At 60.2% G+C, this 13701-nt stretch carries 10 protein-coding genes; 3 read left to right on the forward strand and 7 right to left on the reverse strand.

Annotation, left to right across the window (positions count from 1 at the left end):
• Positions 1-39 precede the first annotated feature (39 nt).
• Together GSQ94_RS19985 and GSQ94_RS19990 are read right to left on the reverse strand one after the other, a co-directional pair.
• Positions 40-261, reverse strand: coding sequence for a hypothetical protein (locus GSQ94_RS19985; RefSeq protein WP_158945688.1), 222 nt, complete (start codon positions 259-261; stop codon positions 40-42).
• An 82-nt stretch (positions 262-343) separates the two neighbouring features.
• The gene (locus tag GSQ94_RS19990) at positions 344-1846 is read right to left on the reverse strand and encodes a GDSL-type esterase/lipase family protein (protein ID WP_216843148.1); all 1503 of its coding nucleotides are present in this window, start codon (positions 1844-1846) and stop codon (positions 344-346) included.
• A gap of 132 nt (positions 1847-1978) precedes the next feature.
• Between GSQ94_RS19990 and GSQ94_RS19995 the strand changes: the two genes are divergently transcribed.
• Complete coding sequence (locus tag GSQ94_RS19995) at positions 1979-4390, forward strand: carbohydrate binding family 9 domain-containing protein (RefSeq protein ID WP_158945690.1); 2412 nt, start codon at positions 1979-1981, stop codon at positions 4388-4390.
• Positions 4391-4415: 25 nt separating this feature from the next.
• Here GSQ94_RS19995 and GSQ94_RS20000 read toward each other — a convergent pair whose 3' ends face one another.
• Positions 4416-7232, reverse strand: coding sequence for a valine--tRNA ligase (locus GSQ94_RS20000; RefSeq protein ID WP_158945692.1), 2817 nt, complete (start codon positions 7230-7232; stop codon positions 4416-4418).
• A gap of 124 nt (positions 7233-7356) precedes the next feature.
• Between GSQ94_RS20000 and GSQ94_RS20005 the strand changes: the two genes are divergently transcribed.
• Both GSQ94_RS20005 and GSQ94_RS20010 read left to right on the forward strand, forming a co-directional pair.
• Positions 7357-7884 (forward strand): hypothetical protein, encoded by a 528-nt coding sequence (locus GSQ94_RS20005; RefSeq protein ID WP_158945693.1) that lies wholly within the window; start codon positions 7357-7359, stop codon positions 7882-7884.
• Positions 7885-8013: 129 nt separating this feature from the next.
• Complete coding sequence (locus tag GSQ94_RS20010; RefSeq protein WP_158945695.1) at positions 8014-8517, forward strand: hypothetical protein; 504 nt, start codon at positions 8014-8016, stop codon at positions 8515-8517.
• An 83-nt stretch (positions 8518-8600) separates the two neighbouring features.
• On the opposite strand, the gene bamD is transcribed toward GSQ94_RS20010, so the two are convergent.
• The 4 genes from bamD to GSQ94_RS20030 all read right to left on the reverse strand — a co-directional run bounded on the left by bamD (position 8601) and on the right by GSQ94_RS20030 (position 13523).
• Positions 8601-10331 carry an outer membrane protein assembly factor BamD gene (gene bamD / locus GSQ94_RS20015; RefSeq protein WP_158945697.1) on the reverse strand — a complete coding sequence of 577 codons (1731 nt, stop codon included), beginning with the start codon at positions 10329-10331 and terminating at the stop codon, positions 8601-8603.
• Positions 10332-10416: 85 nt separating this feature from the next.
• Positions 10417-11094 (reverse strand): ribulose-phosphate 3-epimerase, encoded by a 678-nt coding sequence (rpe, locus tag GSQ94_RS20020; protein ID WP_158945699.1) that lies wholly within the window; start codon positions 11092-11094, stop codon positions 10417-10419.
• A 216-nt stretch (positions 11095-11310) separates the two neighbouring features.
• Positions 11311-11964 (reverse strand): hypothetical protein, encoded by a 654-nt coding sequence (locus GSQ94_RS21190; RefSeq protein WP_216843149.1) that lies wholly within the window; start codon positions 11962-11964, stop codon positions 11311-11313.
• Between the two features lie 179 nt (positions 11965-12143).
• Positions 12144-13523 carry an excinuclease ABC subunit C gene (locus GSQ94_RS20030; RefSeq protein ID WP_158945703.1) on the reverse strand — a complete coding sequence of 460 codons (1380 nt, stop codon included), beginning with the start codon at positions 13521-13523 and terminating at the stop codon, positions 12144-12146.
• Positions 13524-13701 lie beyond the last annotated feature (178 nt).

The following is a 13701-nucleotide window of genomic DNA, read 5'->3' on the forward strand; positions in this document are numbered from 1 at the left end:
GCGGGTGGGCTGAAGATGCGTCTTCTGTGGATCGCGGAGTTAGCTGTCTTTGCGGTAGAGGAGGTCGCGGATCGCCTGTTTGCGGGCCTGGTTCGCTTCGGTCTGATTCTTGCGTTCGTCGGCGTCCATGCGCTGCTTGGTGACGGGATCGGTTGCTTCCTCGGCGCTGCACTCGGGACAGCGATTGGCGAATCCGGGCTTATCGGGCTTCAGTTCGAACTCTTCGGAGCAGATGGCGCAGACTTTGATCGGAAAAGGCATACTCCATCATTTTATAAGAGTTTCGGGTCGGTCGGGAGTGTTGGTCCGCGGTCCCGAGCGGGGTAGAGCAGGTATTGAATCGCTAGGGTCTAATGCCGGCCTTGATGAGGGCGTCGGCCCAGATCAGATAGCCTGCGTCGCTTGGATGCAGGGCGTCCGGCATGAGCGAAGGAGGCAGCTTGCCATCGGGCGTAAGGAGCTGGTCTCCAATATCGAGATAACTGATGGACGGGTCTGTGCCGAAGCGCTGCTTGAGGAGTTGATTGGTCTGCTGGATCTTTGCGCGAAAGGGTGAGTCAGGATTGGGGCCGCGGGGAAAGATTGCCATGAGGATGATGTGGGTCTGCGGTGAGCGCTGCGTGATCTCTTGACAGATGGCGCTGATGCCTTCGACGATCTCCTGCGGGGTGCTGGCGCGCGCGTGGCTAGTGGCGGCGAGGTTGTTGGTTCCGATTGCGAGCACGGCCCACTTTGGATGGAGTCCGTCGAACTCTCCCTGGCGAAGACGCCAGAGCACGTTCTGGGTGCGGTCCCATCCGAAGCCCATGTTGAGGACCTGCAGGTTGCCGAAGACGTATTGCCAGGAGCTAGAGCCGTGCACCGGACTGCCGGCGGGGAGACCACCCCAGAAGTGAGTGATCGAGTCGCCGAGGAGAACGACCTGAGGTTGCAGGCGCTTTTGCAGATCGAGCACCGCGTGGTGCCGCGCGTACCAATCGTAGGAGTCCTGTTCGAGGCGATCGACGGGGATCAGCGCGGTGTCGATATCGGTCATGGAGTCGAGCGTGTGCTGCGGGGCATCTCCCATGAGCTTTGCGAGGGTGGGCTCGATGGCTTCGGCCACCATGCGCTGGCCGTTGGTGTCGGGGTGCAGGGGACTGCCGGGATGCGGCAGACGCGGGTCGTAAAAGAGGGCTGAGTTGAGCGCGCCGTGGGCGAAGAAGATGGAGCTGATATCGAGGTAGGTGATGCGAGGGTTGTCGCCGTAGCAGGTGGCCAGGTAGCGGTTGACGGCCTGATCGCGCTGGGTCTTGCTGTCGGAGACTCCGCTGGGCAGGATGTTGAGGAGGAGAATCTTCGTCTCAGGGAGGTGCCTCTCGATGCTTCCGATGACGGCATCGATGCCGGCTTCGGTCTGCTCGGCGGTTTGTTTCGCGAGCCCGGTGTTGTTGGTCCCGATGAGGACTACGGTGACTTTGGGATGGAGACCCTCGACCTCGCCGTGGTCGAGCCGCCAGAGGACGTTGGCGGTGGTGTCTCCGCTGAAGCCGAGGTTGATCGCATGACGCGGCTCGTAGAACTGCTTCCAGAGGGGCTGAAAGTCTTCGTCGGGCGGATGGGCCTTGTCGTAGTTGTTGGTGATGGAGTCGCCGATGAGGAGGAGCTGGGTGTCGGGGTGGGTGTGGACGGCTTCGAGGACGGAGTTGTGACGGTCGGACCACAATGATTCGCTGAGGCGATCTGCCGGAGCGGTGGCGGGGTTTGGCTGGACTTGCGCAGAGGCGATGACGGGCAGCGCCAAGAGTGCGGCGAGGAGGGTGGCGGGTCTGAGGATGCGTGAAGCGCGATGGGTCAGGTTTTGCACCAGATCATTCTAAGACGTGGTGTGCCGGAGGTTTTCTTTCGTGCGATGTCGGGGAACCTTCGCTTGGGTTGCGACGTAAACTAGTCACGGGGCAGAGTCACAGCCGAGTGACGTACGGCCAAGGAAGAGACGGTGCGGAGCCTGAAGACTATCTGGGTAGAGGTTCCCGGCTCGCGCCTGCGCTCATGGGTCGTGTGTGGGGCAGCCATTGCTGTTTTGCTTTTGAGTGTGGCTCCAGCGGTGTGTGTGGCTCAGAGCAGCGAGCATCCTACGATTCTTCCTACGGATCCACCGAAGCGAGAGCTGCCGTCGGAGGAGAAGGTGCCGCTGCTGGATCAGCCTCCGCGGCTTACTGACTTTGCCGAGTCGGAAGACATGCAGCCGAACGCTGCGCTGGCGGCGAAGCTTGGCCACGTCACCGATTTCATCCAGAGCGCGCCGTCGGATGGAAAGCCCGCCACGGAACGGACGGACGTGTGGTTTGGGCGGACGGCGACGGCGGTTGTCTTTGTTTTTGTATGTCGCGACCATCACCCGGAGTCGATTCGCACGCATCTGGCGCGGCGAGAGAACATCCTGAAGGACGATAACGTTTCGGTTCTGCTTGATTCGTTCGAGGACCATCGTCGCGGGGTTTTGTTCACGGTGAATCCGAGCGGGGTGCAGGCGGATGCTGCATGGACAGAAAATAACAATCCGGACTACAGCTACGACCAGGTGTGGGACTCGTATGCGCGGGTCACTAAGTCCGGCTGGGTCGCGATGATCTCCATTCCTTATCGGAGCCTGCGGTTTCGCTCGGGCGTGGGAGGGTGGGGCGTGGTCTTTATGCGAAGCCTTCCGCGCAACAGCGAGAGCGATAACTGGCCGCGCATTGCTGCGAATGTCTCGGGCGTACTGCCCCAGGAAGGGACGTTGAACGGGATTGAAGGCGTCACGGGGTCGCACAATCTACAGCTCAACCCCTATGGGCTTATCCAGAACGAGCACACGTTGAATGCGGATAATCCGCTGTTTCCATATTTCAGCTCGCGCAGCTTTGAAGGCACCGCAGGCGGAGATGCGAAGGCGATCCTCAAGAACAGCATTGTTCTGGATGCGACGATCAACCCGGACTTCAGTCAGGTCGAGTCGGATCAGCCTCAGTTCACGGTCAATCAACGGTATCCGGTCTTCTTTCCGGAACTGCGTCCCTTCTTTCTAGAGAACGCCAACTATTTTTCGACGCCTATTAACCTGCTCTATACGCGCAACATCGTTCATCCCGAGTTTGGCGTGCGCGCTACCGGGAAGGTCGGCCGCACGAACATCGGCTTTCTTGCTATCGATGATAGGCAGCCCGGCGAGGTTTATGCGTCCGATGATCCTCTGCGTGGCAAGCATGCGCTGTTTGCGATTGGCCGCATCACGGAGGACTTTGGCAAGGGCTCCAGTCTCGGCGTTATTTACACCGATGAGGAGTTTGGCGGGGGCTGGAATCGTATTGGAGGAATCGACTTCACGGCACGGTTCAACAGCAACTGGACAGCGCAGGGTCAGGCGGTTGAGAGCTCTACGAAGACCGTGAGTGATGAGGGCTCGGCTGCGACGTACTCTGCGGGTCCGGCCAGCTATCTTGAATTTACACGCAACGGGCATTCGTTCAACTTCGACAATACTTATCAGGACTTCAGCAACGGTTTTGTGAGCCAGGTGGGGTTCATCCAGACGGCGAACATCCACACCGATCAGAACCATACCAGCTACCAGTGGTATCCGATGCACAGCATCTTTCAGAGCATCGGCGTGGAGACGAACAACAGCCTCGCCTTCGATCATCAGGGCAATCGCGTGTATCACTATACGAACGGCGATCCGTTCTTCGCGTTTGCCCGCAAGATCATCGTCGCGCCGCTAGTTGGAGAGAACTCCGATACGCTTACGCCTGTTGAGTATCCTCTGCTCACGAAGAATCTAAACCTCACCGAGAACTATGGGGGAATTGTCTTCAGGGGGGCGCCGTACTCCCAATTGAACTTCAACATTGTCTTTACACACGGCGGAAACCCCAACTACAACCCACCTGCCGGAGCTATTCCTTTTCTTCTGCACGAGGAGTTTTTGCAGGCTCTTGTCAGCTTCAATCCGCTTCGCAATGTGACGATCGACAACACCTACCTGCTGGATAGAAACCACTCTGCGGCGCATGGCACGAGCGTCTTCGAGAATCAGACGCTTCGCACCAAGATCAACTATCAGTTCACCCGCGCCCTCTCTGCGCGTGTGATCGTCGAGTATGACTCGCTGCTGGTGAATCCGCTGCAGACGTCGCTTCTGCGGACCAAGCAGGTGAGTTCAGAGGCGTTGCTGACGTGGCTGCCACATCCCGGCACAGCGATTTATATCGGGTATAACAACGATCTTCAGAATCTCGACCGGTCGCTGTGCAACCGGCTGATCGGCGGAAGCTGCGATCCTGACAATACGGTCGCTCCCCGGTCGCCGAAGTACCTCAACGATGGACGCCAGTTCTTTGTAAAGGCGTCGTATCTGCTGCGCTTCTAGAGACGCAGCAGATACGACCGTCGCTCTATGCGGGTGGCAGGGCGTCGAGAGCGGCTTTGGTCTTGTCGTAGAGGATTTTAGTTTCGGCAGATTGTTTGCGCAGGCCTTCGATGATGTGGGCGGGAGCCTTGGCGGTAAAGGCTTCGTTGTTGAGTTGCTTGTCCGCCGAGGTGAGACCTTTTTGGTACTTTGCAAGATCTTTGGTGAGGCGCTCGCGTTCTGCGGGTACGTCGATCTGGCGCTCGTAGAGGACGGCGACGTCAAAGTCTGCGGTGGAGCGGGCGTTGGTGCCGGTGAGAGGTTCGCTGGCGAACTCCACGGACTGGACGCGGGCCATGCGGGCGAGGACATCCTGATTTGCGTCGGCGAGTGCATTGATGCGGTTGCTCGCGTGGATGGTAATAGCGGTGGCTTCTTTCTCGGGGACGCCGAGTTCTTTGCGCAGTCCGCGAACGGTAACGATCAGGTCCTGCAGGGTCTTCATTGCGCTGGTTGCAACAGGGTCGGCGGGGAAGTCGGTGGCTTGTGGGTAGCGGGTGAGCGCGATGGATTTTGCCGGCGGCTTGCCTTCGTAGAGGGCGTGCCAGATCTCTTCGGTGAGGAAGGGCATGAAGGGGCTGAGGAGGCGGAGGGCGCTCTCGAAGACGTGGACGAGGGCACCCAACGTGTGACCAGTTGTTGCATGAAACATTGCTTCTTCTGTTTGGCTAAAAGAAGACCGATCCCGAGAGAATTCCAGGCGGAGTTTGACGAGTTCTAGGTACCAGTCGCAGAACTCGCCCCAGAAGAACTGGTAGATGGCGTTCGCGGCTTCGTCGAAGCGGTAGTCGGCAAGGGCGCGATCGACTTCGGCGGAGACGGCGCTGAGACGGTCGAAGATCCAGCGAGTTTCGAGTGGGGTATTCGTGGGGAGTTCGGTGACGGTGTTGGTGTCGCGCATCGTCATCTTGTAGCCCGCGGCCTTCGCATTCTCGATGTTCATGAAGAGGAAGCGGGCGGCGTTCCAGATCTTATTGGCGAAGGCGCGGTAGCCTTCGGTGCGGGCTTCCGAGAAGGCGATGTCGGTGCCGGGCGAGGCCATGCTCGCGAGGGTGAAGCGAACGGCGTCGGTGCCGAAGCGCTCGATGATGTCGATGGGGTTGATGACGTTGCCCTTGGTCTTGGACATCTTCTCGCGGTTGGCATCGCGGACGAGGCCGTGGATATAGACCTCTTTGAAGGGGACTGCATCGGCGAGGGTTCGCTTGCTGCCGTCGGGCATGGGGACGTCGAGCATGAAGTGACAGCCGAGCATGATCATGCGGGCAACCCAGAAGAAGAGGATGTCGAAGCCGGTGACGAGAAGTTGCGTCGGGTAGAAGGCAGCGAGATCGGGCGTAAGGTCCGGCATGCCGGTGTCGGGGTTTGCGTTGGGCCAGCCGAAGACGGTGAAGGGAAGCAGCCCGGAGGAGAACCAGGTGTCGAGGACGTCGGTCTCCTGCGTGATGTCGGCGGAGTTACAGGTGGTGCAGTGCGTGGGTGTCTCGCGAGAGACGGTGATGGCGGCGCAGGCTTTGCAGTGCCACGCGGGGATGCGATGACCCCACCACAGTTGACGCGAGATGCACCAGTCGTGGATGTTGCGCATCCACTCGTCGTAGGTCTTGCGGTACTGGTCTGGAGTGAACTTGATGTAGCCCTTATCGACGGCTTCGATGGCCTTATCGGCGAGTGGCTGGATTTTGATGAACCACTGCTGCGAGAGGCGCGGCTCGATGACGACGCCGGTGCGCTGCGAGAGACCGATGGCGTTGGTGTGTTCCTTGATTTCGACGAGCAGGCCCTGGGCTTCGAGGTCGGCGACGATCTTTTCGCGCGCGGCGTAGCGGTCGAGGCCGTGATACGGAGAACCGGGAAGGAGAACGTGCGCGGTCTCGTCGAGGATGGTGAGGTTGGGCAGGTTGTGGCGCTGGCCGATGGCGAAGTCGTTGGAGTCGTGCGCGGGGGTGACTTTTACTGCACCGGTGCCGAACTCCGGTTTTGCCCAGTCGTCGGCGAGGATGGGAATCTCGCGGTCAGGCGTGCCGTTGATTCCGCTGAGGGGCAGCCGTACGAGTTTGCCCTGGAGAGCGAGGTAGCGCTCGTCGGTGGGGTTTACGGCTACGGCTACGTCGCCGAGCATGGTCTCTGGGCGGGTGGTGGCGATGACGATGCTGCCTGTGCCGTCGGCTAATGGATAGCGAATGTGGTAGAGCTTGCCGAGGCGCTCTTCGTGCTCGACCTCAAGGTCGGAGACGGCGGTCTGGGCGACGGGATCCCAGTTGACGATGTAGGCTCCGCGATAGATGAGACCCTGCTCGTAGAGGCGGATGAAGGCCTCTTTGACGGCGGGGGAGAGCTTATCGTCCATGGTGAAGTACTCGCGGGACCAGTCAACGCTCGCGCCGAGGCGCTTCATCTGGTCGAGGATGGCTCCGCCGTAGAGCTCGCGCCAGGCCCAGACCTTTTCGACGAAGGCGTTACGGCCGAGATCCTGGCGGGTCTTGCCCTCTTCTTTGAGCTGGCGCTCGACCATCATCTGGGTGGCAATGCCGGCGTGGTCGGTGCCGGGAACCCAGAGTGAGGTTTCGCCGCGCATGCGGTGCCAGCGGGTGAGGATGTCCATCTCCGCCTGGTTGAGCATGTGGCCCATGTGCAGGCGGCCAGTGACGTTGGGCGGCGGCAAAAGGATGGTGAACTTCTTTTGTGCGGCGTGCGTAGTTTCGGGTGTAGGAACGTCAAACAGACGTTCCTTGACCCAGTACTCGGCCCAGCGTTGCTCAATAACTGACGGATCGTATGCTTTTGGAAGTTCCTGGCTCATCGGTGCTTTAAGGGTAGCATCCACCGGCGTTCCCCGCTGAAGCGGTGGGGTGGCGGGAGGCTGCAGGAAAAGCGCTTCACTGAAGCTATGCGCCGCCGTACACTAGCCCACGAGGTCTCCCTGCATGCGTCGACTGCTCCTCGCTACTCTTTTGTTCCTTCCTGCGGCCGTCCCGGCCTTCGCCAGCTCCGCGCAGGATCGCGTGGGGGTTGGGACTGACATCACAATCGCCGACGGAGAGACGGTCGGGGATATCGCGTGCGCGTTCTGCACAGTGCGCGTTCACGGAGAGGTCCGGGGAGATATCGCCACCTTCTTTGGAACTGTGATGGTGGATTCCGGACGAAACATCTCCGGCGATGTGGCTTCGCTGGGCGGCGATCTTGTGCTGGGTCAGGATGCCTCGGTCGGAGGCGATGTAGCTATTGCTGCAGGCGAGGTAAAGCTGGCTTCGGGAGCCGCGATTCGTGGGGAGCAGACGATTCTGCCAGGACGTCTCTGGCTGCTGATTCCGTTTGCGCCGTTGCTGATTGTTGCGGGCGTCATCTGGCTGATTGTCTATATTGTGCGGCGCAACCGGTACCAGTTTCCGATGTATCCGGGAGGGGTAGGACCGGGAGGAGCAGGCCGGCCGAGAGGGCGCGGGGTTTAGCTTTATCCCCTTGAGGCAGGAGCTGGGACGAAAGAGTTCCGGGAACCTGGCTTGCGATGTCTGCGTATCACCTTCTGCACACTGTGACTTTTTGGGGGAATTTTGCCGAACTTTGCGTTACGCAGCCTCGTGTTTTTGCTCCTTCTGGCCTCGACGGCGCTTGGCCAGTCGCCGGGGAACCGGGCGTATTTTGGCGAAGATATCTACGTCGCCTCCGGTCAGCAGGTGCACAACGCAACCTGCGTCTTCTGCTCGGTGCAGGTGGAAGGCGACCTGACGGGGCGTGTGTTTGTACTGTTCGGCAGCGTGAATGTCACCGGGCGAATCGAGAAGGGCGCGACGGTGATCGGGGGTAATGCAGTCATCGATTCGCAGGCGCGTATCGGCGGCGATACGACGGTGCTGGGCGGCAATGCGGTGTATGAGTCCGATGACTCGCTCGGCGGAAGCGCGTATGTGCTGGGCGGTCACCTGTCGCATGTGCCGCTGGCGCATGGCGAGGCCAGGGCGCATCCAAGGCTCTCGCTGAGCCCTGTCCTGTCTTCGATTCTGGGCGTGGTGGCGCTGATATTGTTACTGGCTCTGATTGTGCCGCAAGTACGCCGTCGAACTGTGGTGAGACAGACCTCCTGAAGCGACTGATTTTCAGGCACTAAAAAGAGGATGCGGCTCAGGGCTGCATCCTCTTTTTTATTTCTCCGAAGGACTGAGGAGGGTTAGAACGGGTTCAGCTTGTTCAGACCCTTCTTCTTCTTGTGCTTGCTGTCGGACTCGTCGCTCTTGTCGAACCCCGGCTTCTTGTTCTTTCCATTGGCGGCGCTTGCCTGGGCTGCGGGCTGGGTTCCGGGCTTGATGTCGTTGATGGCGTCGGGAGCGTCTGCTGCCTTCTCCGCTGCCGGAAGCGGCGTCGAGTTCGTCGGGCCAACTGCCTTCAGGCCGCCGCTATCGGGAACCGTGGTGCCGGAGGCTCCGGAGTTGAGAATCTCCACTCCTCCGATGGTGCTGCCGGAGCGGGCGGGAGGCGTGGGTGCGGCACCGGAGATGCTCGTGGTGGACGATGTGCCGGACGTCCCGGCACCAGAGGCATCAGCCGCGGGGACATCCGAGAGTGCGAGAGGCGCAGTCGGAGCTGCCGGAGCAGCGGCAGGCGCGTCTCCTGTGCTCGCGGCATCTGTGGTCGCCGCAGGCTTCGCGGAGAGCGGGGCTCCGGCGGCTGGAGCGTTAGGGCTCAGCGCGTCGGTGAAGTCGGCCTTGATCTGGTTTACGACGTGCGGCGCGATGGTCGGGGTGGGATCGGCCAGGGTAGGCTCGCCGTCGCGAGCAGCCATGACGACGTCAGGCTGGTGGAGGATGAGAAGCCGGGCGCGATCCTGCAGACGATATTGTCTCCGGCTGTTTTCGAGCGCGACGCTGGCGGCGATCTGCTCCGGCGTCGGCTGCGGAATCTTCACGTTCAACGCATCCAGCCGGTCACGGGCATCTTCAACGTGGGGCGAGGCGGAGTGGTCAAGGACAACCTTGCTGTAGGCGGCAATGGCCTGGTCGTCATAGATCTTTTCGAGCTTCGCCTTGCCGGCTTCGGGCAGCTTCATCGTGCGGACGAAGCGCGCCTCAGCCTCATACGCATCGCCCAGGCCAACCAGAACATCGTCCATGTGGCTGTACTGCGGATAGGTGTCGACGACGGTCTGGTAGCGTGCGATGGTCGCGGGATAGTTATTGTGCGTGCCGTAGAAGGCGGCGATGTTGGCCTCGCGGGTGGCCATGACCTCCTGCACCTCGCGCAGCCTCTGCTTGGCCTGCGGCACCAGCGTGGACTCGGGGAACTGCTGCAGCATCAAGCGGTACTCTTCTTCGGCGTGGACGGCCTTCGCGTAGTCGCGGTCGGGCTTGTCCATCTGGCGGAAGTAGATATCGCCGACGCGCATCTGGGCTTCGGCGGCTTCGGGGGCGTTGGGGAAGAAGGTGATGAAGTCCTTGTACTCGCTCTCGGCCTGGGTAAGGGCCGCGGTGCCGCCCTCACGGTACCAGCTATCGCCGATGGCGAGCTTGGCCTTCATCTGATACTGCGAGTCGGGATAGGTATTGAGCAGGGTCTGAAGGTCGAGACGGGCGACGTCGAAGTGGCCGCGCTTGGTGGCGTCGAGCGCCTTATCGTAGAGCACCTTGTCCGGAAGCTTGGCGTCGGGCATATCGGCCGGCTTCATCGCCTTCTCTTTGCGCATCTCCTGCTTGGTGTCTTTGGACTGGACGACTTTGTCCTTCTTCTTATCCGGGGTTGCGGAGAGAGTGACGCTCTCGTGCTGCTGACCGTTGGCGTCGGTGGTGGTCTGGGAGGAGCCGGCTACCTGCGCCATGCTGCTGAGAGAGCCGCCCATCAGGCCGGCGAGAACCATCCCGGCCAATACGCTGGCCCTGAGAGTTGGGAAAAAAGAACGTTTGTTCATCCGCTGTAAGACCCCATCCGCCTCGCGCACCAGGGCGCTCAGGCTGTGTTCTATTCTAATCGCTCCTGCGCTACTTGTGCCGTGCCTATGCCACTTGTGCCGTACCGGCTGCGCGGGCCAGCTTGAGAAACTCCTGCGCGTTCAGCTCGGTCTTGCCCGGGCTGAAGATGGCTGACCCCGCGACGAGCATATCCGCTCCTGCTTCGACCACCTGAGCGACCGTATCGTGAGCAACGCCGCCATCGACTTCGATGCGAAAGTTGAGTCCCATCTCCTCGCGCAGCTCGGCCAGGTGGGCGATCTTGTCGAGCGCGAGGGGCAGGAACTTCTGGCCGCCGAAGCCCGGGTTGACGCTCATGACCAGGACATAGTGCAGCATGGGAAGGACTTCGACCAGAGTGTCGACCGGCGTGGCAGGGTTGAGAACGACGCCGGGCATCATGCCGTGATGGACGATCTGCTGAATGGTGCGGTGGAGGTGACGGCAGACCTCCTGGTGGACGCTCATCATGTCGGCGCCCGCCTCGGCGAAGTCGGGGATGAAGTCGTCGGGGTTCTCGACCATCATGTGGCAGTCGAGCGGGAGCCTGGTGACCGGGCGCAGAGCCTTGACGACGGGCGGCCCGAAGGTGATGTTGGGGACGAAGTGACCGTCCATGATGTCGACGTGGAGGATGGTCGCGCCGCCACGCTCGGCCAGGGCAACCTCGTCGGCGAGGTGGGCGAAGTCTGCGGCAAGGATGGATGCTGCCAGTTCGATCACGGGGTTCGCTCCTGTGAGGAGTTTACCAGCGTGGGAGGTCAGGGCTGGTTAGCTGATGTCTAGGTTTTTCGGATGTCATCTATTTTCGGAAGCATTACTTGGGGAGACGTCCATGATGGATATCGCTTTCCGATAACACCATTTGCGGGACAAACAAATTTCCTATGAGTCGCGTCACGCGATCTACGCGTCGAGAAGAGAAAGCTTGTTCTAGCTCTATTGAGTTCGGTCTGACGTGGTAGCAATCCGCGCTATGATGCGCGAGATATTGCCCGACTCTACATCCGATACATCAACACCGTAGATTTCTTCGATTTTCTTGAACAAGGCGTTATTCGACTGCTCCGTGTGAAAATCCCAAAGGGTTGACTCATCTGAGACGAAAGCCCAATCTAGTCCGAGAACCCGCGAGATGAAGTCATCTGCCAGTTCAGGGTAGTTATCCATCAGCTCGTTTGAAGCAAAGACAATCGGGACCTGTTGACCGGGGCGTGGCAAATCGAGACCATCCTGCAGTCGGCTGCGCTTCACCTCCTCAAATTTTGTTGCGAGAGCAGCTCGTGCATCTGAAGGACTGGTTCCGAACCCTGTAAGGCTCCAGTTCACTATGTATGCGTAGTATCCCGGTTGATTCTCGAGGCGGCCAACATCGTACTCGGTAAGATTCTGTTTCCTCGCTCGAACCGGATAGTCATTTATCGTCCAGTCGCTCTTGAGATGCGAGACGCCACGTTTCCACCACGCGTAGAAGCGATTGGGAAGTCGCCCAAACCAAACAGTCGGGAAAACTTTGTCTCCTGCCTTGTGCCTCATGTAGAGGCCGAGGAAAAGACCCGAGACGATAGAGAAGATCGAAAACCGGTTGAGCACGCGACCTCTAGGAACTGCCAGTGCTGATTGTCCCATAATGGAGAAAGGAATCTAAGCGCCCAGACGCTAACGTCAACTCATCCATCTTCTTCCGCTTCGAACCCACGGAGTTGTAGTTACCGGATCCTTCCTTGAAGTCGGTGTTATCTGCAACGACGAGTAGTCAATTGGCTAATCCTTTACCGATTCTTCGGCGGCACGGGCACGACTCGTTCCACGTCGGGGCGGCCTTCGTGGAGGATCTTGGTTTTGATTCCTTTTGCAGCTTCTTTGGCGGCGTCGCGTTGGGTTTCGGCCATGGGTTTGGGGTCGCCGACGACCAAGCGGGCAGCGCCGCGCAGGATCTTCCGAATAGGCCATGCACCTTTTTCGCCCGTGTCTTCGTTGGGGAAGAAGATCTCGCCGTTGCGCTGCTTTTCGGGGCGATAGTACCAGCGGCGGAGGAGCGAGAGGTGGTCGCTGAGGAGCGCGAGATCGTTCTCCGGCTCGGCTCTTTTTTCGAGCAGCGAGAGGACGTAAGCGGCGCGGGTCTCGGGTGAGTTCGAAGCGGTGGGTTCGCCTTCGAGCGGGACGGCCTGCAACATCAGCGGCTGCGCGAAGAGAGAGCTGCCGACGCTGGTCTGCTCGCGCACGGCCCGGACACCGAGGGTGGAGAGGTGCTCCGGGCCTACGATGCAGCCGCCGTTGAGGAGAAATAACGCGGCGTGATCGGGATGCTCCACGTCGTCTCCTGCGGCCTGCACGATGATGGCGCGCAGCCTGGGGATAGGGCGCACGATCCAGTCCGCGAGCGTCTGCGCGGCCTTCACCTTTTGCCACTGGGCGTGCAGCGAGGCGGCCTTTTCAAACTGCATCGCGGAGGAGGCCACCTCGCGCTCGAGGCCGATGGAGATGATCATGCTTTCGCCGCGAGTGTCGAAGAATTTTTTCACTGACTCTGCTTCGACTGCATACTCCTCTGGCGTGCAGGCCTGCTTGCACGGCTCGATGCACTTCTTCATCTCGCCGTAGAGACATCCGGGATGCTCAGGATGCGGAGCGAGGTCTTCATAGCAGCGCCGAAGTTTGAAGAGGTCGAGAACCGCGTCGCAGTAGCGTTCGGCGGAGAGGCGCGAGGGGAAGGGGCCGTACATCTGGGCGAGGCCGCGCTTCGATAGTTTATTGGTGGAGTAGACCCGTGGGTGCGGGTTCTCCATCGTCATGCGAAGGAAGTATGGCGTGTGAAGCTTGAGGCGGCGGCGGGCCTCGGTGTATCCGAAGTGCGCGGCCGTCGCCTGGTAGAGGACGAGCGAGGACTCGAAGGCGGAGCCGGTGACGCAGTACTCGATGCGTGCAACTTTTTCTCGGAGGTTGAGGCGCTTGGACTGCGACTCGGGCGGATCGAGCAGACGCCGCATGCGACGCCGAAGATCGGTGGTCTGGGTGAGGTAGGGGGAGTCTTCGGCACGCGCGCCACAGAGGGCAAAGACCCCGGGGAGCGCAGGAATGGCACGGAGAATCTCGTCTGCCTGACCTGGGGTGAAGTCTAGTACGTGTTCGAAATGGAAGCTGGTTGCCACAGAAGGAATTGTAGTCGCGCTTATCTGATGATGCGCTACTACTTACGCCCCGGCGATGGTCATGCCTTCGAATGCGGATGGTGGACGTCGCAAAATTGTAATCTTGAACGCGAATATGGGGTTAGGATCGGTGTTAGAAAAGCTTGAGAGCGCAAATGTTCAACGTCGAGCCGCAAGA

The sequence above is a fragment of the Granulicella sp. S190 genome (assembly GCF_009766095.1).
Taxonomy (GTDB): domain Bacteria; phylum Acidobacteriota; class Terriglobia; order Terriglobales; family Acidobacteriaceae; genus Edaphobacter.